11 protein-coding genes are annotated in these 24536 nt (G+C 65.0%); 7 read left to right on the top strand and 4 right to left on the bottom strand.

The features are described from left to right. Nucleotides 1–91: 91 nt before the first annotated feature. Complete coding sequence (locus tag PAN31108_RS19820) at nt 92–808, bottom strand: phosphonate utilization associated transcriptional regulator (RefSeq protein WP_150670488.1); 717 nt, start codon at nt 806–808, stop codon at nt 92–94. Nucleotides 809–1242: 434 nt separating this feature from the next. Between PAN31108_RS19820 and PAN31108_RS19815 the strand changes: the two genes are divergently transcribed. The 7 genes from PAN31108_RS19815 to PAN31108_RS19785 all read left to right on the top strand — a co-directional run bounded on the left by PAN31108_RS19815 (nt 1243) and on the right by PAN31108_RS19785 (nt 19293). Further along, entirely contained in the window at nt 1243–2259 is a 1017-nt protein-coding gene (locus PAN31108_RS19815; protein ID WP_174995063.1) for a putative 2-aminoethylphosphonate ABC transporter substrate-binding protein, read from the top strand. Between the two features lie 88 nt (nt 2260–2347). Beyond that, on the top strand, nt 2348–3442 hold the full coding sequence (locus PAN31108_RS19810; RefSeq protein ID WP_150670486.1) for a putative 2-aminoethylphosphonate ABC transporter ATP-binding protein: 1095 nt from the start codon (nt 2348–2350) through the stop codon (nt 3440–3442). A gap of 5 nt (nt 3443–3447) precedes the next feature. Further along, nucleotides 3448–5232 (top strand): putative 2-aminoethylphosphonate ABC transporter permease subunit, encoded by a 1785-nt coding sequence (locus PAN31108_RS19805; protein WP_150670485.1) that lies wholly within the window; start codon nt 3448–3450, stop codon nt 5230–5232. A 123-nt stretch (nt 5233–5355) separates the two neighbouring features. Continuing rightward, a complete protein-coding gene (locus PAN31108_RS19800; protein WP_150670484.1) occupies nt 5356–6489 on the top strand; it encodes a 2-aminoethylphosphonate--pyruvate transaminase in 1134 nt (377 codons plus the stop codon). 477 nt (nt 6490–6966) lie between these two features. Further along, nucleotides 6967–16896, top strand: coding sequence for an autotransporter-associated beta strand repeat-containing protein (locus tag PAN31108_RS19795; protein WP_150670483.1), 9930 nt, complete (start codon nt 6967–6969; stop codon nt 16894–16896). A 96-nt stretch (nt 16897–16992) separates the two neighbouring features. Then, complete coding sequence (locus PAN31108_RS19790; RefSeq protein WP_150670482.1) at nt 16993–17490, top strand: DUF488 domain-containing protein; 498 nt, start codon at nt 16993–16995, stop codon at nt 17488–17490. Between the two features lie 432 nt (nt 17491–17922). Further along, complete coding sequence (locus PAN31108_RS19785) at nt 17923–19293, top strand: DHA2 family efflux MFS transporter permease subunit (RefSeq protein ID WP_150670481.1); 1371 nt, start codon at nt 17923–17925, stop codon at nt 19291–19293. Nucleotides 19294–19568: 275 nt separating this feature from the next. Here the strand turns inward: PAN31108_RS19785 and purU are convergent, their stop codons facing one another. The 3 genes from purU to PAN31108_RS19770 all read right to left on the bottom strand — a co-directional run bounded on the left by purU (nt 19569) and on the right by PAN31108_RS19770 (nt 24302). After that, nucleotides 19569–20441: a formyltetrahydrofolate deformylase gene (purU, locus tag PAN31108_RS19780; protein WP_150670480.1), complete on the bottom strand. Its 873-nt coding sequence runs from the start codon at nt 20439–20441 to the stop codon at nt 19569–19571. A gap of 226 nt (nt 20442–20667) precedes the next feature. Next, nucleotides 20668–21519 (bottom strand): NUDIX hydrolase, encoded by an 852-nt coding sequence (locus PAN31108_RS19775; RefSeq protein WP_150670479.1) that lies wholly within the window; start codon nt 21517–21519, stop codon nt 20668–20670. Nucleotides 21520–21812: 293 nt separating this feature from the next. Then, complete coding sequence (locus PAN31108_RS19770; protein WP_150670478.1) at nt 21813–24302, bottom strand: GcvT family protein; 2490 nt, start codon at nt 24300–24302, stop codon at nt 21813–21815. Between the last annotated feature and the right edge of the window lie 234 nt (nt 24303–24536).

Raw genomic sequence — 24536 nt, 5'->3', positions numbered from 1 at the left:
CAACTCGGATGACCGTGGCGGGCGTGGCGCGTCCGGCGATACGCCGCGTTCGGCCGAAATATCAATCAGGCACTCTGCTAACGTCGCCCGCTCAGCCGGCCTTCGCCTGCGCATTCGCGCCGGGAGCGCGCGCGAGCATCTCGCGAATCCGCGTGCGGCCGCGCACCAGGTGATCGCGCGTGACCTGCGCCGCGCGCTCCGGATCGCGCGATGCAATCGCACTCACGATGTCGCGGTGCTCACGCTCCGACTTCGGCGGCGCGGACGAATCGCCCGTCAACGCTTCGTGACGGAACAGGCTCAGTTCCTTCACGAGACGCCGGTAGGTCTCCGACAACTTGCGATTGCCGACCATCTCGACGAGCGTGTCGTGAAACGCCAGATTCAACTGGTAGTACCCCTCGCTGTCGCCCGCCGCCACCGCGTGATGCATGGCTTCGACCGACTCACGCAAATGCGTGAGCTGCTCGGAAGTGATCGTCTCCGCCAGCGTGCGTGCGACATATTCGTCGAGTACACCGCGCAGTGCGTAAATCTCTTCGGCCTCTTCTAGCGAAATCACCCGCACGAACACGCCGCGATTCTTTTCGGTGCGCAGCAACCCGGCCTCTTCGAGGGCCCGGAACGCCTCACGCACCGGACCGCGCGACACGCCGAGGCTGCCCGCGACCTCGATCTCGTTGAGCTTGGTGCCCGGCGTGAGCGTGCCCGCCATGATCTGGCGCTCGATCTCGTGCTGGACGAGCGTGGTGAGCGACTGGCTCTGCAACAACTCGATCGCCGTTGGCGACGTGGGCTTCGGGGTCATACCGGTCTTCCTTATCTCTGAACGCTTGCGCCATCACGCAACGCCCATGACCTCGGAGGACAAACCGCCATCGCGCCGCCCTGCGGCATGACACGTGGCAATTTGTGGCATTGCGTGATTATTTTTGTTGTTGACATTCAAGCACAGCAATTTGTAGATTGTCAACAAAACACATCCGACATTGCAGACAGATTTTGCAACACCGTCGGGGCGAGTCGATTGCGGCAACGACAAAACCCTATCTGAATCAACGATTTCCATACTATTGGAGGTATTTGACGAACAGATGACAGACGTCATGGGTTTCAAGAAAACGACATAATTTGCCAATATTATGCAAAAAATCGCCTCACAGAAGGCTTTGCCCGTATTCACGACGCGACCCTGATCGCGCCCCACAGGAGCCATCCATGAACTCATCCTTGCGCCGTGCCATGCGTGCCGCCGCCGCTCTCGCTACAGGACTCGTCTGTGCCGCACAGGCAGGTCATGCGCTCGCCAGGACCACGCTGACCGTCTATACGGCGTGGGAAGTCGAAGTCATGCGCCCGTACGCCGAGGCATTCCAGAAGGCGAATCCGGACATCGAGATCAAGTACGTGCGCGACTCTACCGGCGTCGTCACGGCGAAGGTGCTCGCGGAGAAGGCGAACCCACAGGCGGACGTCATTGCCGGGCTCGCCGCGTCGAGCCTCGAACTCATCAAACAGGAAGGGCTGCTCACGCCGTACGCGCCGAAGGGTTTCGATCAGCTCACACGCGCTTACAGCGACAAGGAGAATCCGCCGTCGTGGGTCGGACTCGACGTATGGGGCGCCACGGTCTGCTTCAACACGGTCGAAGCCGCCAAGCGCAACTTGCCCAAGCCCACCTCCTGGGAAGACCTCGCCAAACCGGTTTACAAGGGGATGATCGTGATGCCCAATCCGGCGACATCCGGCACCGGGTTCCTCGACGTCACTGCGTGGTTACAGATGTTCGGCAAGGAAGGCGGCTGGAAATACATGGACGCGCTCGATAAAAACATCGTCAAGTACACGCACTCGGGCTCCAAGCCGTGTCGCGATGCGGGCGCGGGCGAATACCCGATCGGGATCTCGTTCGAATTCAATGCGCATCGCACGAAAGCCGCCGGCGCGCCCATCGATCTCGTGTTTCCGAAGGAGGGCCTCGGCTACGACATCGAGGCGGCGGGCATCGTGAAGACGACCAAAAAGCTCGACGCCGCCAAGCGTTACATGGACTGGCTCGCCAGCAAGGAAGCGAACGAGATGTACGCGAAGGACTGGGCGATCGTGGCGTATCCGGGCGTGGCGAAGAAGTTCGAGACGATTCCCGCGAACTACCCCGATCTGCTCGTGAAGAACGACTTTACGGAGATCGCGAAGCGCCGCGAGTCGGTACTGGCCGAGTGGCAGAAGCGCTATGGCGCGAAATCGGAGAAGAAGTGACGCCTGACACCGCGCCGCCTGCCCGCCCACGAGCGGCGGCGCAGGCGAACGCACTCGCCCTCACGTGACTATGCAGGAGGTCCCCCGAATGAGCGACGATCCTCGTCAAAGTACGTACCTGACGCTTGCCGGCATCCACAAACGGTTCGACGCCACCGTGGTGCTGCACGACATCCATCTCACCGTACGACGCGGCGAGATGCTTTGCTTTCTCGGCCCGTCGGGCTGCGGCAAAACCACGCTGTTGCGCATCATCGCCGGATTGGAGGCGCAGACGCAGGGCACGCTGTCGCAAAACGGCCGGGACATCTCGCGGCTGCCACCGATGCAGCGCGACTACGGGATCGTCTTCCAGTCTTACGCGCTGTTTCCGAATCTGAGCGTGGCGCAGAACGTGGCCTATGGGCTGACGAACCGACGTGTGCCGCGCGCCGAGCGCGATGCGCGTGTGGCCGAACTGCTGACGATGGTCGGACTGCCCGACGCGGGCGAAAAATTCCCCGGACAACTCTCCGGCGGGCAACAGCAGCGTATCGCGATTGCCCGTGCACTCGCGACGTCACCGGGACTGCTGCTGCTCGACGAACCGCTCTCGGCGCTCGATGCGCGAGTGCGGGTGCGTCTGCGCAGCGAGATCCGCGCATTGCAGCAACGGCTCGGCATCACCACGATTCTCGTCACGCACGATCAGGAAGAAGCGTTGTCGATGGCTGACCGTATCGTCGTGATGAATCAGGGCGTGATCGAACAGGTCGGCACACCGGGCGAGATTTATCAGCATCCGGCGACGCCGTTCGTCGCCGACTTCGTGGGCAAGACCAACATCCTGCCCGCGCGTCTGGGCGATGCGGGACGGGTCCGCGTCGGACATTACGAACTGACGTGCGGCACGCTCAACGGATGCCGCGCCGGCGAGGATATTCGTGTTTTCTTCCGACCGGAAGATGTACGCGTGCGGGATCTGCACGACCTCGACGACGACGCGAACCTGTTCGACGGCGCCGTCGAAAAGATCGAATTCCTCGGCGCGTTCTCACGTGTGACGTTGCGTATGCCCGCATGCGATCACCCGCTGTATGCCGACCTCTCGCCTGCGGATATGCAGGCCCTGCAACCGGCCACCGGCGGCGCGCTGCGCTTTGCCGTGCCGAGCGCCGCGGTGCGCGTCTTCCGTCAGGGGTAGCCACGATGCGTTCCGTTTCCTCGACACTGCCCCACGCGCCACAGACGCATCCGTCACCGGCGGCAGCCGAGCGCCTGGCTTGTGCGGCGCGACCGGTGCGGCTCGCCTCGCACTGGACCGATCGACTCGCGCAGGCGTTGCTGCTCGTCGCTGCCGCCGCCGGAGTGCTCTTCCTGATGGCCCCGATGGCCGCGATTCTCGTCAAGAGCGTGCAGGACAACGAGGGACACTTCGTCGGTCTGCGGCACTTTCGCGAGTACTTCCATTCCCCGGCACTGTTCGGCTCGATCTGGAACAGCGTGTGGATCTCGATGGTGACGACGTGCATCACGGTGCCGCTCGCCTTCGTCTTCGCCTACGCGCTCACGCGCAGTTGCATCCGTCACAAGACGCTGTTGCGCAACATCGCACTGATACCGATTCTCGGCCCTACGCTGCTGCCCGCCATCTCGTTCATTTTCTGGTTCGGCAATCAGGGGTTGCTGCGCCCGTTCATGGGCGACGTGGACATCTACGGCCCGTTGGGCATCGTGATGTCGCTCGTGAACGCCACGTTCCCGCACGCGCTGATGATTTTGATTACGGCGCTCTCACTCACCGACGCCCGGCTCTATGAAGCGGCGGACGCCCTCGGCACGCGCGCGCTGCGGCGCTTCTTCACCATCACCCTGCCGGGCGCGAAATACGGGGTGATCAGCGCCGCGATGATCGTCTTCACCTATGCGATTTCCGATTTCGGCATTCCCAAGGTCATTGGCGGCGACTTCAATGTGCTCGCCACCGACATCTACAAACTGGTGATCGGCCAGCAGGACTTCTCCAAAGGCGCCGTGGTCGGGCTGGTGTTGCTGGTGCCCGTGGGCATCACATATCTGGTGGATACCGTGGTGCAACGCAAGCAACAGGCATTGCTCTCGGCGCGCGCCGTACCGTACGTGCCGAAACCGTCGCGCGGTTTCGACTGGCTGATGGCTGCGATGTGCTGGGGCATGGCCGCGATCATGCTCGCGATTCTCGGCATGGCGGTGTACGCGTCGTTCGTGAAATTCTGGCCGTACAACTTCAGTCTGTCTCTCGGACATTATCGCTTCGGGCTGATCGAGAGCGGCGCCGTGGATGCCTACGTCAACAGCTTGCAGATGGCGTTCTGGTGCGCGGTATGGGGCACCGCCGCGATCTTCGTCATCGCCTATCTGCTGGAGAAGACACGCGGCATGGCGTGGCTGCGGGGCGTCATCCGCATGATGGCCGTACTGCCGATTGGCGTGCCGGGGCTGGTGCTCGGGCTCGGCTACATCTTCTTTTTCGTGTCCGAGGCGAATCCGCTGCACAACCTCTACGGCACGCTCGCCATTCTGGTGATCGTCAACGTCGTGCATTACTACTCGTCGAGTCACCTCACCGCCGTCACGGCGCTCAAGCAGATCGATCCGGAATTCGAGTATGTGTCGGCCTCGCTCAAGGTGCCGTTCTACCGGACGTTCTGGCGAGTATCCGCGCCGATCTGCCTGCCGTCGATCATCGACATCAGTCGTTATCTGTTCGTCAACGCCATGACGACGGTCTCCGCCGTTGTCTTCCTGTATTCGGCCGATACGTCGCTCGCGTCGGTCGCCATCGTGAACATGGACGAGACGGGCTCCATCGGACCGGCAGCGGCAATGGCCACGCTCGTCGTGCTCACGTCGATGCTGGTGTGTCTGCTCTATCACGGCGTGCAGATCGTTGTGGAACGCTACACGCAGGCGTGGCGGCGGCCTTCGGGCATGACGGCGCGCGGGGGGCATTGACGTCGACGCCACCGTGACATGTCGACCCGGCCAATAGCTCCCGCATCGCCTTGCTTCGCATCGTTCGCGTCATCAGCATCATCCGCTTCACTCGTTTCATCATTCGCTCGATAGGAGACGGTCATGATTCTCGGTCAGGAACCGATTCTGCTCACCCCCGGCCCGCTCACCACGTCGCCGGCCACCCGACAGGCCATGCTGCGTGACTGGGGATCCTGGGACGCCCAGTTCAACCAGATCACCGCGTCGCTGTGCCGCGATCTCGTGGACATCGTGCATGGCGGTGACGACTATGTCTGCGTACCGCTACAAGGCTCCGGAACGTTCTCGGTCGAGGCGGCCATCGGCACGCTCACGCCGCGCAACGCCCGCATTCTCGTGCCGGACAACGGCGCGTACTGCCAGCGCATTCTGAAGATCTGCCGCTATCTCGGCCGCGACGCCATCGCCCTGCCGATTCCGGAAGATCAGGCCGCCAGCGCTGAGGCCATCGACGAAGCGCTCTCGCGCGATCCCTCGATCACGCACGTGGCGCAGGTGCATCTGGAGACCGGCGCCGGGGTACTGAATCCGCTCGCGGAGATCGCGCGCGTTTGCCAGAAACATGGCAAGGGACTCATCGTCGACGCGATGAGTTCGTTCGGTGCGGTGCAGATCGACGCCCGGTCGATGCCCTTCGATGCGCTCATCGCAGCGAGCGGCAAGTGCCTCGAAGGCGTGCCCGGCATGGGCTTCGTGATCGCGAAAAAGTCGGTGCTGGAGTCGAGCGTCGGCAACAGCCACTCGCTGGCGATGGATCTGCACGATCAATACGTCTATATGCAGAAAACGACGCAATGGCGCTTCACGCCGCCGACGCACGTGGTCGCGGCGCTGAGGGCCGCCGTCGATCAGTTCCTCGCCGAGGGCGGGCAGCCGGTGCGCGGCGAACGCTATCGGAAGAACTGCCGCACGCTGGTGGACGGCATGGCGTCGCTGGGGTTCCGCGCGTTTCTCGCACCGGAAGTCCAGGCGCCGGTCATCGTGACGTTCCATGCGCCCGCCGACAGCAAGTACGACTTCAAGGCGTTTTACGCAGCGGTGCGCGAGCGAGGGTACATCCTCTATCCGGGCAAGCTCACGCAGATCGAGACGTTCCGCGTGGGTTGCATCGGCGCGATCGACGACAACGAGATGCGCAACGTCGTCACGGCGATTGCGCAGTCGTTGGCGTCGCTGGGTATTCGTCAGGTGTCGCCGCTGACGCGCGCTGCCTGAGGTTGCATCTTAAGGTTGCATCGTTAGATTGCATACAGCGAGCGATTTCATCGCGCCGGGATGAAGGCGATCGACCTCCACGGTCACTCGCCTTCGCTCGCGGCTGCGATTTAGGGAATCGTCCGAAACTTTGCTTTTCATCCGACGCCGCGAAGGCGTCGCCTCCCACCGGACAAGGTCAAGCACAGCCTTGATTCCCCGGCCAAATCCGGCGTCGACGTCTGTCACTCGACGCCGCTCGCCATTGCCGGCGCACGGGTGCTTCCCCGTCGCGCTTCCTAGAATGGCCCGCACATTTGCCGTGCATTAGCGCTTCGTCAGGCGCTGGAAAACGAGCGATCGGCGGCGTCTTCCCGACGCGCCGATCGCACGCACCCTCACTGTCGTCGCCTCCCCCCGAATGCCGCCAGCCAAGGAGGTGCCGCCATCGCGCGCACCGCCCTTTCTGCCCTCCACGCCATTGGGAACCGGAGCACGATGAACAAGCATCTCTATCGATTGGTCTGGCGGCACTGCCGCGTCGATGTCGTCCCCGTGCCGGAAACGGCGCGTCGAAGCACCGGGGCACCAACCTCACGTGCGCGTCGCAGCGCACGCGGTGCCGGCGCGTCGGTCGCGCTGACGCGCGTGTGTCTCGCCTGCCTTGCGCTGTTGGGCGCCATCGCTTCCCCATCGACGTGGGAGTCGTGCACCGTAGCGGGCAGTGTTGTGACTTGCAGTGGTGCAGCTAACCCGTTGGCGCCGTCCTATGCGAACTCGGCGAGCAACTTGCAGGTCAACGTCAACAGCAGCGCGGGGGTCGGTGTCTTGCTGGGCGTCGGCGGCACGGCGCTGTCGCTCACCGGCAGCAACGTCACATTGGTCAATGGCGGCACCATCGATCCATCGCTGCTCGGTGGCATCGGCCTGCTTGCGACGGGGACCGTCGTCGGCAACGGCAACGCGGGCGGCAGCACCCAGACGGTCACGAACAACGCGATCATGCGCGGCACCGTGGGCGTGCTGGGCGCGAATCTGCCTGGCCTGGCGGGTTTGGCGCTGACGGTGCAGAACGCGACCGGCGGCACAACCAATATCAGCAACAGCGGCACACTCGGTGCGACACCGATCCTCGGCGTCACACTCACGGGTAACGGCAGCGCGCCGGTGGCTGCGGCGTACGGTGGCGCTGCCGTCAACTTCACCAATACCGGCACCATCCTCGGGCGCATCGCGTTTGCGCCGAACGGCACCGCGGGCGCGGGCAATACGTTCAGCAACGAAGGCACGCTGAGCGGCAGCGTCTCGCTCGGCGCGAACAGCACGAACACCTACACGGCCGTCACCGGTTCGACGTTCAACGATGGCGGCAGTACCGGTATCGGCGCGCTGCCCGTCACCGGGTTCAACCTCGGTTTTGCGGCAGCGGGCGTTGTGGACGGGGGCGCGGGCGGCAACAACACATTGGTGCTTCGCAACACCGCCAACAACGCAACGACGACCGGCACCGGCACACTGAATGGCGCGAGTTACGTAAACTTCTCACAGGCGAGCGTGAACGGTGGCACCTGGACGTTACAGGGGCCGCTGGCCGTTACGTCGACCACACTCAACGGCGGTCTCGCCATCTTCGACAACGCCGGGAGCTTCGGCACCGGGTCGCTCACGGTCAACGGCGGCGCAATGCAGGCCGCCAGCGCCGGACTCACGATTGCGCTTCCCGCCACGCTGGGGGCCAATGGCCTGGCCGTCTCGGGCGCCAATCCGCTGACGTTGGGCAACATCGTGAGCGGCACGGGCGGCATTTCGCTTTCGGGCTCCGCACGTCTGACGCTCTCCGGCGCCAACAGCTATGCCGGGGGCACGTCGCTCACCGGCGGCACGCTCGTCGCAGGCAATACCACGGCGCTGGGCAGCGGCGCCGTGCAGGTATCCGGCACGACCGGCGTGCTGGACGCGAGCACGCCGGTCACACTCGCCAACCCGATTGCGATCGGGGCAGGCAGTACGTTGACGCTTGGGGGAAGCGCTGCACTCACGCTGTCGGGACAAATCGGCGGGTGCGGCAACCTCGTCAAGCAGGGTGCGCAGACGGTCACGCTGACGGGCGCGAATACTTTCAACGGGGCAGTCGACGTCGCGGCCGGCACACTCGCCCTGGCAGGCGCCGGCAGGTTGCAGATCGGCGGAACGCCGCTGACGCTGTCGGGGGCTGGCGCCGTCTTCGATATGTCGGGGGCGAATGGCGGCAGAACAATCACGGGTCTGTCAGGCGTCGGCAACACGCAGATCGTGCTCGGCGGCAATACCCTGTTGCTCGGCGACACCACGAACAGCGCATTCGCTGGCGTCATCCGCGGCGCGGGGGGCATCGTGAAGACCAACGCCAGCACGCAAACCCTGACGGGTGCCAACACATTCACGGGCGGTACGACGATCAATGCAGGCGGAATCGCACTGGGGGCGGGCGGCGCATTGGCCGGTACCGGTGCCGTGTCGCTGCTGGGCGATGGCGCCACGCTGGATATCGGACAGGCATCGGCGCAGACCATCGGCGCCTTGTCCGGCATCGCCAATACGACGGTGGCGCTGGGCGCCAATACCCTCACCTTCGGCGACGCGACCGATCAGACATTTGGGGGGGCCTTTACCGGCAACGGGGGCAGCAGCGGTGGCATCGTCAAGCAAGGTGCAGGCACGGTAACGCTGACCGGCGCCAGCACCGCAGGCGGTGGCGTCACCGTGCGCGCGGGCACGCTCACGCTTCAGGGCGGCGCGTTCGCGAACGCGTCGCCTCTGTCTCTGACGGGCAGCACATCAAAGCTGGATCTATCGAATGCTGCCGCACTGAATTTCGGCGCGCTGTCGGGCATCTCCGGTTCGACCGTGCTGATCGGCAATCAAACGCTGACCCTCGGTGACGCCGGCAACTCGACGTTCGGCGGCACGATCTCCGGGACCGGCGGCATCGTCAAACAAGGCACCGGTTCGCTGCTGCTGACGGGCGCGCAGACATTCACCGGCGGCATCGACGTCACAGCGGGACGACTGGCGCTTCAAGGCAACAACATATTGGCGGGAAACAATACGGTAACGCTCGCGGACGGTGCAACGTTCGACGTTGGCGGTGCAGGGCCCGTGCACATCGGCGCCTTGAGCGGCAGGGCGAACAGCCAGGTGACGCTCGGCAGCAATACGCTCACACTGGGCGACACGTCCAGCCGGATCTTCGCCGGCAGCATCGGCGGCACGGGCGGTATCGTCAAACAGGGCGCCGGCACACAAACGCTGACCGGCCAGAATGCCTTCACCGGACAGATCGCAATCCATGAGGGGACACTGGCGCTTGGTGGCACCGGCACGTTGTCGGCCAACCCGGTGAGCATTGCCGCCGGTGCCGCGCTCGACATCGGCGGCGGCGAAAACCAAACCATCCGGGCGCTCTCCGGCGCGACAGGCAGCACAATCCATCTCGGCGACAACACGCTCTCTTTCGGCGACGACACCGACCAGACCTTCGCCGGCACACTGACCGGCACCGGCGGCGGCATCGTCAAATTCGGTTCGGGGTCGCAAACCCTTACGGCACAGCAGACGTTCACGGGAAGCATCGTGGTCGGCGGCGGCTCGCTCGTCATTGGCGCGGGGGGCGGCTTGTCGTCGCAAAATGCCGTGACGCTGGGCGATAGCTCGACATCGCTCGACATCAGCGCCGCCGGCGCACAGACGATCGGCTCGCTCAGCGGCGGCGCGGCACAGATTCAACTCGGTGCGAACACGCTGACCTTCGGCGACAATACGGGAGAAACGTTCAACGGCAGCATTCACGGCACCGGCGCACTGATCAAGCAAGGCGGCGGTGTACAGACGCTCGGCGGCATCAGCGACTTCACCGGCGGTGTCACCGTCACGGCTGGCGGACTTCAGTTGGCGAATGCGAATGCCATCGGCAGCGGCACGCTCGCGCTCGGCGATCAGACCACGCTCGACACGACGCAAGCGCTGACCCTGGGCAACGACATCACGCTGGCCGGGACATCGGCCATTCTCGGCAGTGCGGATCTGACGCTGACCGGCACGGTGACGGGAAGCGGCGCATTGCAGAAGTGGGGGGCCACCACGCTGACCCTCAACGGCGCAGGCAACTGGACCGGCGGCACGACGATCAACGACGGGGTGCTCGCGCTCGGCAGCGGAGGGTCGCTTGCCCCGCAGGGGGCGGTCATTCTCAACCGCGCGAACAGCCCGATGGTGATGCTGGACATCAGAGGCGCATCGGGGGCACAAACGATCGGCGCCTTATCCGGCGCGGGCAGAATCGCACTCGGCACCCACACGCTGACCTTCGGGGATGCAACCGATCAGACATTGGACGCCACCATCACGGGAACCGGCAACCTCGTCAAACAGGGCGCCGGCAAACAGACCCTGACGCAGACGTTGACCTATTCGGGCGACATTGACATCGCCGACGGCACATTGGCGTTAGGCAGTGGCGCATCGTTGCAAGGCGGGAACGCGCTGACGCTGAGCGGGGCGAACAGCGTTTTCAATATCGCAGACGGCGGCGCATCCACCATCGGAACACTCAATGGCGCGTCGGGTAGCGCGATTTCGCTCGGCGGCCAAACCCTCACGCTCAACAATGGCGCAAACGCCACGTTTGGCGGCGCAATTCACGGCACCGGCGCGCTTATCCTCTCCGGTACCGGCGTGCAGACACTCTCGGGCGCGAGCGACTTCTCGGGTGGCGTTCGCCTCGATTCCGGCGGCCTGATCGTCGGCAACGACCTGGCGCTCGGAACGGGCGCGGCCACGTTCGGCGCCAACGTTACGCTGGACAGTACCCAGGCCGTAGCCCTCGGCAACCCTGCCAACTTGCTGGGGACGCTGACGGTCCTCGGCACGCATGACCTCACCCTGAACGGGGCGCTGTCGGGAACCGGCGGCCTCACCAAGTCAGGCACAGCGAAACTCACTCTCGGCGGCAGCAACACGTACGCCGGGCCGACATCGATCAACGCAGGCACGTTGGCGTTGGGGGCAGGCGCCTCATTGAATGCCTCCGGTTCCGTCAACGTCGCCAGCGGCGCTACGCTGGATCTGTCTGCCGGCAACGGAACACAGATAATCGGCACGATCCATGGCGCGGGCACCGTGAACATCGGCGCACTCGTCACCGAGATCGGCGGCACGGGCAACGACACGTTCAGCGGCAACCTCACGGGCATGGGATCGGTCGTCAAGATCGGCAGCGGCACCGAGACGCTTACCGGCCAAAACACTTACACGGGCGGCACCGTCATTCAAGCCGGAACGCTCGCGCTCGGCGGCGCGGGCACGCTTGCGACGGACGGTGCCGTCACCATCAACAACGCCGGTTCGGCATTCGATATCGCCGGGGCGAACGGACCGAGAACTCTCGGTGCCCTCGCCGCCGATGCGGACACACAGATCCGGTTGGGCGCCAACACCCTGACGTTTGGCGATGCCACGAGCCATAGCGTCGCAGCCATCGTCAGCGGCACGGGCGGCATCGTCAAGCAAGGGAGCGGCACGGCGACACTGCTCGGCACACAGCAATATACGGGCACGACGACGATTGCCGACGGCACGCTCGCGCTCGGCGCGAACGCCACGCTTGCGCCGGGCGGCTCGGTCGTGCTGACCGGGCCGACGGCCGTGTTCGACCTCAGCGCTGCGGGCAACCAATCGCTGAGTCACCTGTCCGGTTCGGGTGGGAGCGTCGTGCTCGGCGGTGGCAACTCGCTGAGTGTCGGCAATCGCGACATCGCCACACTCGCGAGCACCCTCTCGGGTGCCGGCTCGCTCATCATGGATGGCGGCGGCAGGCTGACGCTCGGCGCGCAAAATACGTTCGCCGGGAATGTCGACGTAAATCGCGGCACGCTCGCGCTGGGTGTCGGAGGCGCGCTATCGAGCGCCAACGACATAACGCTGGCATCGGGTGCAACGCTCGACGTCAGCGCCGCCACTGCGCCGGTCATCGGATCGCTCGCTGGCGCCGCCGGCAGTACGGTCGATATCGGCGCGCAAACGCTCACGGTCGGCAGTGCAGGCGATGCGACGTTCAGCGGCGAGATCCTCGGGACAGGCAGTCTGGTCAAACAAGGCAGTGGCGCGCAGACGCTCAGCGGCGCCGCCGCGCTGGTCGGCGACATCAGCATCGATGCAGGCGCCCTCGCATTGCGCAATGGGGCACAACTGGGCGGCAAGCACGCCGCGCTCAACGGCGCGACAGCCGTACTCGATATTTCGGCAGGGCCGGATCAGACGGTCGGCACGATCAGCGGCGTTGCCGGCAGCGCGATCGAGCTCGGCAGTACGGTGCTCACCCTGGCGGAGGCATCTGGCAATGCGCTGGCGTCCGATATTCACGGCGCGGGCGGCCGTCTCGTGAAGCAGGGCAGCGGTGTTCAGACACTCTCGGGCAACAGCGATTTCACCGGGGGCGTCAATGTGCTGGCGGGCGGCATCTCCGTCGGCAGCAATACGGCGTTGGGCACCGCAACGGTGAGCTTCGCGGGGGGCACGTCGCTGGATGCCACACAGGCGGCCACGCTCGGCAATCAAATCACGCTGGCCGGCGACCTCGATGTCGTCGGATCGAACGATCTCACACTCAACGGTGCGATCAGCGGGACAGGCGGCCTCTCGAAAAACGGCAGCGCAACACTTACGCTCAATGGTCAGAACACTTATGCGGGTGCAACCCACGTCAACGCCGGCACCCTCGCGCTCGGGGCCGGCGCGAGTCTGAGCGCCGCCGGCGTTGTGGACGTTCACACCGGCGCCATCTTCGATCTGTCGGCAGGCAACGGCACACAGACGTTCGGTGCGCTGACCGGGGGCGGCGCCATCAACATGGGAAGCAACACGCTGGAAGTCGGGGAGAGCGGACTCGACGAGATATACAGCGGCAGCGTGATGGGCTCCGGCAGCCTCGTGAAAGTCGGGACAGGTGTCGAGACGATGACCGGCACGAACACATTTACCGGGGGCACCGTCGTGCAGGCAGGCACCCTGGCGCTGGGTGGCGCCGGCACGCTGTCTCCCTCCGGCGCAGTCACCTTGCAGAACGCCGGCGCGACGCTCGATATTTCCGGCGCCGACGGCGACCGCACCGTCGGCGCGCTCATCGCGCAGACGGGTACCCTCGTCACATTGGGGAACAACACGCTGACGTTCGGCGACGCGTCCAGCCACACGGTGAGCGGCACGATCAGCGGCGCGGGCGGTATCGTCAAACAGGGCAGCGGCACACAAACGCTTCTCGGAGCGCAACAATTCACGGGAACGACGACGGTCGCCGACGGCACGCTGGCGCTCGGCGCGACCGGCCGCCTGGCGAACGGTGCAAACGTTGCGATCACCGGTGCGAGCGCCACATTCGATATCGGCGCAGCGGGCGATCAGACACTGCACACGCTGGCGGGCACCGGGGGCACCGTGAATCTCGGCGGAAATACGCTGACCTTCGGCAACGCAACCGACCAGACCCTTGCGGCAGCCATTGTCGGGTCCGGCGGCATTGTCAAAGCGGGCGGGGGCACGCAAACGCTGAGCGGGCAGAATACGTTCACCGGTGGCATCAACGTGGCTGACGGGGTCGTCGCTCTCGGTGCCGGTGGCGCACTTTCCGGCGACAACGATGTGACGCTCGCGACCGGCACGGCACTCGACATATCCCAGACCACATCGCCGATCGTGATCGCAGGTCTCGACGGTGCAGCGGGGACTCGCGTGTCGCTGGGCGGACAATCGCTCACCGTGGGCGGTACGGCGAACAGCACGTTCGACGGGGTGATCGACGGCACGGGCGGCATCACCAAACAGGGCGCAGCGACCGTCACATTGGGCGCACAGAATACGTTCACCGGCTCGACGACCGTGACAGGCGGCACGCTGGCGCTCGGCCCGTCCGGTCAAATCCAACCAGGCGCGGGGCTGACCCTGCGCAATACGGGCACGACGTTCGATGCGTCGGCATCGTCGGGGCCGCTCGTTTTCGCTTCGCTCGACGCCGACGACGGCACCCAACTGGCGCTGGGCAGCGGCGGACTCACAACCGGCGACAGCGGCAATCATGCGATCGGCGCGACGGTGTCCGGTAGCGGGGCACTGATCAAGAACGGTAGCGGCGCAATCGCGTTGAACGGCGTCAACACATTCTCCGGCGGAACGACATTGAACGCGGGCACGTTGGCCGTCGGCAGCAATACCGCCCTCGGCACGGGAGGGCTGAGCGTCGGGGGCGACGGCACGCTCTCGGCGGCGTCGCCGCTCGGTGCGCCGCTGACCGTCGGTAACGGCATCGCCGTCGGCGACGGCACGACGCTCACCGTCACCGGCACGGCGCCGCTCACACTGAGCGGCCCCATCACCGGCGGCGGCTCGCTCGCGCTGAGCAGCCCGAACGGCCTGACCCTCAGCGGCAACAACACCTTTACGGGCGGCACAACGGTGAAGGGTGGCGCTGTGACCGTCACGTCGCCCACTGGCCTCGGCAGTCCTTCCGGGGCAGGACTCACGATCTCGCAAGGTCGGGTGACGACGCAGGGCGTCGAGATCGTGCTGCCCGCTTTGCACGGCACACAACAAGGTAGCCTCGCCATCGACGGCGGCTCGGTGTCGGTCGGGACGGGCGACTTCCCCGGCAGCGTTTCCGGAACGGGCTCGCTGATCAAGACGGGCGGCGGCACGCTGACGTTAGGCACACAGAACTCGCTCACCGGAGCGACGACCGTCATCGGCGGCACGCTCAACCTCGGCGGTCTGCCCAATTCCCCCGTGACCGTTCAGACCGGTGCAACGCTCGCGACACCGGCCCCCGTCAGTTCCGGCGGCAGCGGTGCAGGCGCGCAGACCGGTCCACTGACCGCAGAGAGCGGAAGCCAGATCGTCGTCAGTTCGCCGGGCACGACGTTGGAGGTCGGTGGCGATCTCGCGCTGCAACCCGGTTCGACACTGCAAGTGAACGCCGCGCCCGGCACCCCACCGAGTCAGGTCCATGCCACGGGCAGCGCTTCGCTCGGCAGCAGTCATCTCGTCGTCAATGCCGCCCCGGGCACGCAGCCGGCAGACGCCGTCGATGCCGTCATCGTGTCGGCGGCGGGCGGGATCGCCGGGCAGTTCGCGTCGGCCTCGACCAACCTGCTCTATCTCACGCCTCAGGTCAGCTATACGCCGACATCCGTGCTGCTGACATTCGCGCCCAATGGCACGCCGTTGCCGGCAGGCGCCCTCACACCGAATCAGCGGGCGGCGGCGACGGCCGTCTCAGCGCTCGGCGCGGGCAGCGCGGTCTATCGGGCCGCGCTCGGCCTCACCGCCGCCACTGCGCCTGCGGCGTTCGAGAGTCTCGATGGCAGCTTGCATGCGTCCATCTCGTCCATGTTGCTGGGACAGACACAAGTCGTGCGCGATGCCGTCTCGCAACGTCTGCGCGAAAGTCTGTCGCTCGCCCTGGACTGCGAGACGTCGCCGTCGGGCGAGGACGATCGATCAGGCGGATCGGCGACATCCCGCCACGATGGTGACTGCCGTTCGCGACCTCGTGCCGCGCAGGCGTGGGCATCCGTCTATGGCAACGACGGTCGGATGCACGGCAAGGCGGTCGCCGACGGCGGCTCGGGGGCGTCGACATTGCACCGACGCGGCATGGGTGTGCTGGCCGGTGTCGACGCGCCCTTCGCGCACGCGTGGCGTGCGGGCGCATTCGGTGGCCTGGGCCACAGCACGTTCAACACGGGGCCGAGCGCGTCGGGCAGTAGCAACGACGCGCAGATCGGCGCCTATGTGAACCGGCGCTTCGGACGCCTCGGCGCCACCGTCGGCGGCGCCTATGGCTGGCAGCAAATCAGTTCGCAACGCGCGGTCGCCATCGGCCCCATCGCGCAAACCGCCCGCGCGAAATACGACGCCGCGGTGTGGCAAGTCTTCGGTGAAGCGGCATGGCGTATGGATGCCGGACGCGTGAGCATCGAACCCTTCGCGAATGTCGCTTATGCCCGCGTGCGGACCGACGCTTTCGACGAATCCGGCAGCGTAGCCGCGCTCCATGCGGACGAGCAGACGCAGGGCATCACGTTCTCGACGGCGGGGCTGCGCGGCGAAATCCCGTTCGGCGCCGGGATCGGATTCGCGGCATCGGGCCGCTTGCGTCTGTCGGCGGGCTGGCGTCACGCGTATGGCGCCGATGCGCCCCAGATGCGCCTGGCATTCTCCGGCACGTCCGCAAGCTTCCCGGTGGCAGGGGTTCCGATCGCGCGAGATGCAGCGGTCGTGAGTGCGGGCATCGATGCGTTCGTCGGCAGCGCCGTGACGGTGGGCGTGAGCTACGCCGGGCAGTTCGGCGGCAAGGTGAGCGACAACGCGGTATACGGCAACGTCAACTGGCGGTTCTGACCCAAGGCGGTGTGAGAGGCTCGCCTGCATCGGTGGCCTCCGGTAAGCTTTCGGGTGTCGCGCGATGGCGCGTGCCCTTCCGGAGGTTGTCCCCTCATGCCTTCATCGAAAGCCACTGACGCGGCGCCCACGTCCAGCGCGCTATCCGCTGCCACGGCGGCGTCCGCCGAGCCGGTGCACAAGCGCAGCAAGACACGGCGCGCAATACAGCGCACGAAACGCCTCGACATCCGCCTCAAGCGCGTATACGACGCCCCGGATCCTGCCGACGGGCAGCGCGTGCTCGCCGACCGGCTGTGGCCGCGAGGGCTTGCCAAGGCCAAAGCAAACATCGACTTCTGGGCGAAGGACGTCACGCCGAGTACCGCCCTTCGGCAGTGGTTTCATCAGCATCCCGAGCAGTTCGACGAATTCCGCCAGCGTTTTCTCGATGAGCTTGCGCTCCTGGACGCCGATCGCAATGCAATGCTCGCAGACCTGCGCGAACGTCTCGCCACAGGCCCGGTGACATTGCTCACCGCGGCCCACCGTCTCGAAGACGACGACACGCATACGCATCTGCATGTGCTGCGGGACTTCCTCGAATCGCACTAGTACCGCCTCAGCACGTCGTAGCGCAGCCTTAGTACTGCCACAGCACCGCATCAGCCCGGCATCAGCGCGGCATCGGCGCTGCAAGGATGCGGCACGAATGCCCATAACGTAGGGCCACAGATGAGGCCATCGACGTCCCCTGGCCGAAGGGGAAATCGATTGCGGAGGCGTGAGTCACCGTTCATCCGGCGCGCCAAAGTATCGCGATGCAACACGGCATTCCGCCCAACAAAACGACGTCATACAACACAGTCCCGCTGAGAAGCCGCGTGAATCAAGGCTTCACGCGTCGGTGAGACGCGCGGAATTGAAGTTTGCTATAACGCTCACAAGCCTTGCCAGTTGGTCCGCCTTCCTGCCGTCGGACATGTTTACCCGCATGACGGGCTTCTTTCGCTTACTCCGGTTGCCGCGACGGCAACGTCACGCCTCATGCTCGTTCCGCTCATCGTTGCCTGCGCGTTGTTCATGGAAAACATGGATTCCACCGTGTTGTCCACCTCGTTGCCGCTGATCGCACAGGATCTCGACGAGAGCCCGATCACGCTCAAGCTCGCCCTCACCACGTACCTCATCAGCCTCGCCGTCTTCATTCCGGTCAGCGGCTGGATCGCCGATCGCTTCGGCACGCGCAATGTCTTTCGGACCGCCATCGGCGTGTTCGTGCTCGGCTCGGTCTGCTGCGGCGTCTCGACGAATCTGCCGGAACTGGTCATCGCGCGTTTCGTGCAAGGCGTGGGGGGCGCGATGATGGTGCCGGTCGGCCGTTTAGCCTTGCTCAAGTCCGTGGAGAAGCGCGACATGGTGCGCGCGCTCAACTACCTGACGATCCCCGCATTGGTCGGCCCGGTGCTCGGCCCGCCGTTGGGCGGCTTCATCACCACGTACTGGCATTGGCGCTGGATCTTCTTCATCAACATTCCTATCGGCGTGCTCGGCTTCGTGCTGGCGACGAAATTCATTCCCGACCTCTATGAAGACGAGGTGCCGCCGCTCGACGTCAAAGGCTTTCTGCTTTCGGGCTTCGGGCTCTCGATCCTGATGCTCGGGCTGTCGACCATCGGCCGTCATCTGATTCCGACGCCGCTGGCGCTCGGACTCGTTGCGATCGGCGCAGCGTTGCTCGCGGCCTATCTGCGCCACGCCAAAGGCCTCGCGCATCCGCTGCTGCGGCTCGATCTCTTCCGTATTCCCACGTTCCGTGCGGGCGTCGCAGGGGGCACGCTGTTTCGTATCGGCGTAGGGGCGACACCGTTTCTTCTGCCGCTGATGCTGCAACTCGGCTTCGGTATGACGCCGCTCGAGTCCGGTGCACTGACATTCATTTCCGCAGCCGGTGCGATGTTCATGAAGACGCTCTCGTTGCGCATTCTGACGCGTTGGGGCTTCCGTCGCGTGTTGATGACCAATGCCGTCGTCGCGGCCACGACCATCGGCGGCTATGGTCTGTTCACCGAGCAGACGTCGCATCTGGTGATCCTCGGCACGCTGCTTGTCGGCGGCTGTTTCCGTTCGCTGCAATTCACGAGTCTGAACGCCATTTCGTATGCCGACGTGCCGGCGCATCGCATGAGCCAGGCGACGAGTCTCGCCAGCGTCGCGCAGCAGGTCTCGCTTACGCTCGGCATTACGATCGGTGCCGCGATGTTGCAAACGTCGTCGTGGCTGCACGGACGCGATCACGTGACCAACGTCGACTTCCCGTGGGCCTTCCTGGTCGTGGGGCTGGTTGCCGTGAGTTCGATGATCTCGATCGCCCGCCTGTCTCGCGACGCCGGCAGCGAACTCGCGCAGCGAATCTGATCCCCGACGCAGCGGTACAGTGCGTAACCGTCGGCCCGTTGCGGCATCGTGAGCACGTGCGCCCTTCTCGCCGGCCCCCCCTATCGCGAAGCCCTGACGCTGGCGGGATGGTTGGCCAAGGACACACACCGGCCGCATCGCTCGCACGAAACAAAAACGCCCGGGACATCGCGTCCCGGGCGTGCTTGCCGCGGCATCAGGGCATCAGGGCATCGGTGTGGAGGGCGTGAGGCGCCGGCCACCGTCCCGCCCCAATCCATCCAGCCTCGCTGCCATCACCGGAAAATCACCGTCTTGTGGCCGTTGAGCAGAATGCGGTGCTCGGCGTGGAAACGCACGGCGCGGGCCAGCGCCACACATTCCACGTCGCGACCGATCGCGGTCAGTTGCTCCGGATCCATGGTGTGATCCACCCGCTCGACTTCCTGCTCGATGATGGGACCTTCGTCGAGATCGGACGTCACGTAATGCGCCGTCGCCCCGATCAGCTTCACACCACGGTCGAACGCCTGATAGTACGGCTTCGCGCCCTTGAAGCTCGGCAGGAACGAGTGATGGATATTGATCGCGCGGCCGGCGAGCTTCCTGCACAGATCGCTCGAGAGCACCTGCATGTAACGAGCGAGCACCACGAGATCGATGTTGTTGTCCTCGACGAGTTCGAACACCTTCGCTTCCTGCGCCGCCTTGGATTCCGGCGTCGCATTCATGAGCGGCAGGTGATGGAACGGGATGTTGTAACTCGCCGCCAGTTGATAGAAATCTTTGTGATTCGAGACGATCGCCGGGATTTCGATGTTGAGCTGGCCGGTCTTGTAGCGGAACAACAGATCGTTCAGGCAATGGCCGATCTTCGAGACCATGAGCAAAACGCGCGGCCTGATCGAAGCGTCGACCAGTTCCCATTGCATGTCGAACTGCTCGGCGAGCGGCGCGAAATCACGCTGCAAGGTCTCCAGATCGGTCTGCCCCGGCAATTGCTGGAAATGCACACGCATGAAGAACCCGCCCGTGAAGCGATCGTTGAACTGCGCCGAGTCGAGAATGTTGCCGCCGCGCTCGACCAGGAAACCGGCCACCGTGTGGACGATGCCGGGACGGTCCGGGCAGGACAATTTCAGAATGTAGCTATTTTCGATCGGTGCCATGATTGCTCCTGGGCAAAGGCTTGCAATGTCGTTGCCGTGTTGAAATTCGTGAATTCGATGTGTGGCCGGGGCGCTTGCGCCGCATCCCGGCTCACGTGCAATGCTCGTTCGGGCTCCGCGCGACTTGAGGCGACTTGAGGTGACGTAAGACAACCCAACCCTACGCGGTGAGACGTGCGACGCCGAACGCCACGAGATACCGCTGTCTCTCCCGGGATATCTCGCCTTACTCGTCCGCCGGTTTGAACAGCGCCTCGATCCCCACGCAGTCCTTCGCGCGAATCGCGCCTTCGCGCAACAGGAAGTCGAGACTCGCGAGGCTTGCATCGACGGTCATCTTGCCTCGTGCGATCACGTCGCATACGTTCCCGGCCGAGCACAGCCAGTGCGCGCTCGCCTCGCCATCCTGATTCTTGGGCACGAAACCGCGCGGCAGCGCAAGATCGTAGACGAAAATCTGCTCGGACTGCACGCCCTCCGGAATTTCCGCAAGGATGTGCAGCGTACGGCCCGGACGCGCTTCGGTCGCCAGATACGCCGGAATTCCGGCTTCTTCCCAACATTCCTTGACGAGCGTATCTCCCACGCCGATGCCGTTGCCGATGCCGCCCGCCGCCGCGTTGTCGAGACAACCGGGATCGGTCGCCTTGAGCACGCTGCGTCGCGCGATCCACATCTTCGGCGCTTCGCCGATGAACCGCGCCGGCACGTAACCGTTCACATGCACGGCGAACGTGCGCGTGCCGAAAAAGCGCGAGGCGGCCCGCTCGATCCACGCGAGCGGCGCGTCGTAAAGACGCTGCCGAATGGCATAACGCTCGTTGCGCCAGCCGGTGATGCGTCCCTCGGCAGCCAGCGTCTCGATGACGGGTGCGAGCGCCGCGGTACGGGCCTCGCACGTGTCGTGACGTGGATGAATGCGCACCGCAAGCGAACTGACCTCGAACACGTCGGGCCAGCGGGACAGCGACTCGACGTCGGTACGGCGAACCCACCCGTAACGCTGTGAGCCGATCACGAGCGGCAGATGCGCTCGGTCGTCGAAGCGGCGCGCCGCCGCAATACAAGCAAAAGACATACGTCAGAGACCGGACGCGCACCAGACCCCGGCGCGCGAAAATGAGGCAAAAGCGGCATTTTACAGAAGCGGCGACGAGTTCGCCTGTGGCAGGGGCCCTATCGTCACGCCATGCTGCCGATTGCCCGAACGCGGCTATGTCCTTGTGCTTCCCTGTGCGTCTTTATGCGTCCTTGTGCGTCCTTGTGCGTACCGACTCCCCATCAGGCGTCTCTATGGGTCTCTCTGTGCCCCGCTGCCTCCCCGAGTGCCCACGCGCCGCGCGACGGTAAGCCCACCGCCGCCCGCCGGCGCTATGCCTTCACGCGCTCCCCCTTCGGGTCATACAACGCGCGCAATTGCACCCGTGCGTCGAGCCGTTCCCCGGCAAGATCGATCTGATAACGGCCGGCGTCGACGTAGTCTGCCGTCACCGGCCCATCCGGATTCGTGAGAAACGCCAGACCGACGGGCGCGTCGAGGGTGTGGCCGAACGCCGCCGAGGAGATGAAGCCGACCGGTTGCCCGTCGCGCAACACCGCTTCGCCGCCCCAGAGCATTTTGTCGCCGGCCCCGTCGAGCACCACGCTCACGAGCCGGCGCCTTGCCCCGTTGGCGCGGGCCAGTTCCACGGCCGCGCGTCCCGTGAACGGGATGCCGCTCGCGAGTTTGCATGCGAACGTGAGCCCTGCTTCGACGGGATTCGTGTCGGGCGTCAGTTCGCGCCCCCACGCGCGATACCCTTTCTCGATGCGCAACGAGTCGATGGCGTAATAGCCCGCGTCCTTCAGTCCGAACGCCGCGCCTGCCGCGTGCAGCGTCTCGTAGACGCCTACGGCGAATTCGACCGGCACATACAGCTCCCAGCCGAGTTCGCCCACGTAGGTCAGGCGCGTTGCGCGCACCGTCGCATAGCCGAGATCGATTTCGCGACTCGTGCCGAAAGGGAACGCCTCGTTGGAGAAGTCGGCCTTCGAGACTTGCTGCAACAGCGCACGAGCGTTCGGCCCCATGAGCGCCAGTACGGCGTACTGACCGGTGACGTCCACCACAGTGCAGCGCGGATCGTCGGACATGCCGGCGATGTGTCGCTCGAGATAGTCCATGTCGCGCGTGGTCTGCGCCGATCCTGTCACCAGCAGATACTGATCCGGCGCAAGCCGCGTGAGCGTGAAATCCGATTCGTAGCCGCCCCGTTCGTTGAGCATGCCGGTGTAGACCGTGCGTCCCGGCGGGACCGCGACATCGTTACTGCACAACGTCTGCAATACGCGCTCGGCGTCGCAGCCTTTGACAAGCAGCTTCGAGAACGAACTCATGTCGAACAGCGCCACGGCCTCGCGGCAAGCCCGATGTTCTGCACCGCTCCATGCGTGCCAGTTCTGTTGCCCGAAGCTGTACTCGATCGTCGCCTGCGCGGGCGACGGCGCAAAGAAGTTCGGCCGCTCCCATCCCATCTTGCTGCCGAAACAGGCCCCCTTGGCAAGCAACGTCGCATAGAGCGGCGAGCGGCGGAACGGCCGCGCCGTATCCAGTTCGCGATTCGGCCACGGCATGGCGTAGTGCAGCCCCAACGTCTCCTTCACGCGATCGTGCAGCCATGTGTCGTTACCGTTGAAGCCCGCAAAGCGACGAATGTCGACGGGCCAGAGATCCATGGTCGGCTCGCCGGCGACGATCCACTCCGCGAGCGCCATGCCCGCCCCGCCGGCCGAGGCGATGCCCATCGAGTTGAAGCCGGCCCCGACATAGAAATGGCGCAGCTCGGGCGCTTCGCCGAGGATGAAATTGTTGTCTGGCGTGAACGATTCCGGACCGTTATAGAACTGGCGAATCTGTGCGGTTTCCAGCGCCGGCACGCGCATCAGCGCGTTCTCCATCAGGATCTCGAACTGGTCCCAGTCGTCGGGCAGCAGTTGGAACTCGAAATTCTCGGGAATGCCGTTCATGCCCCATGGTTTGGCGTTCGGCTCGAAGCCGCCCATCACGAGACCGCCGACTTCTTCCTTGAAGTAGATGTAGCCGTCCGGATCGCGCATGACCGGCAAGTCGGTGTGCACGCCCGGGATTCGCTCCGTCACGATGTAGTAATGCTCGGCCGAATGCAGCGGCACGCTCACGCCGCACATGCGGCCCACGGCCTTCGCCCACTGCCCCGCGCAGTTGACGACGATCTCGGCGTCGATACGTCCGCGCTCGCCGTCCTTGTTGCGCCAGGACACGCCGGTCGCCGTCGGAACGCCGTTCGGCGAAGCCGTATGAATCTGCGTGATGCGCGTGTTCTCGGCAATGCGCACGCCACGGCTGCGCGCACCGCGCGCCAGCGCCTGCGTGAGGTCGGTCGGATTCGCCTTGCCGTCCCCCGGCAGCCAGACGGCGCCGACGAGATCGTCCGTGCGCATGACCGGCCAGAGCTCGCCGGCTTCACGCGGCGAAATCACATCGCACTGCACGCCATAAGCCCGCGCCACCGCCGCCGTGCGCTTGAGTTGCGTCATGCGCTCGCGGCTGCGCGCCACCGACAGCGAACCACATGGCTTCCACCCCGTGCCCAGCCCCGTCTCCGCTTCCAGTTCGCTGTAGAGCTTCGTGGAATAACGGATGAGCCTGGTCATGCTTTCTTGCGAACGCAGTTGACCGACCAGGCCTGCCGCATGCCACGTGGTGCCGCACGATAACTGCCCCTGCTCCAGCAGCACGACGTCCGTCCAACCGAGTTTGGCGAGGTGATAAGCCACCGAACAACCAACGATCCCGCCGCCGATGACGACGACGCGGGCATGAGTGGGCAAGGCTGAGGACATGAGGGGCTCCGGGATGAGTCCGCGCCGGCGGCTGAGCGACACATGACGTCGCAGCGCGCCGGTCGGGGGATGTCGTATGCAGTGACGTGAAGATTACGCAAAGTATGCGTCATTTGCAATAATTTGCAAAATAACGACACACAACGCAACATTCATACGGAGGTCTTACGTGTATGTGACACGTGCTCCGGGCGTCCAAGGCGCATCAGGTGCTATCGACGCTCCAGGCGCGTC

The organism is Pandoraea anhela (assembly GCF_902459655.1).
Taxonomy (GTDB): Bacteria; Pseudomonadota; Gammaproteobacteria; order Burkholderiales; family Burkholderiaceae; genus Pandoraea; species Pandoraea anhela.
Note: the sequence above shows the minus strand (reverse complement) of the source record. Positions and strands in the feature narration are given on the sequence as shown.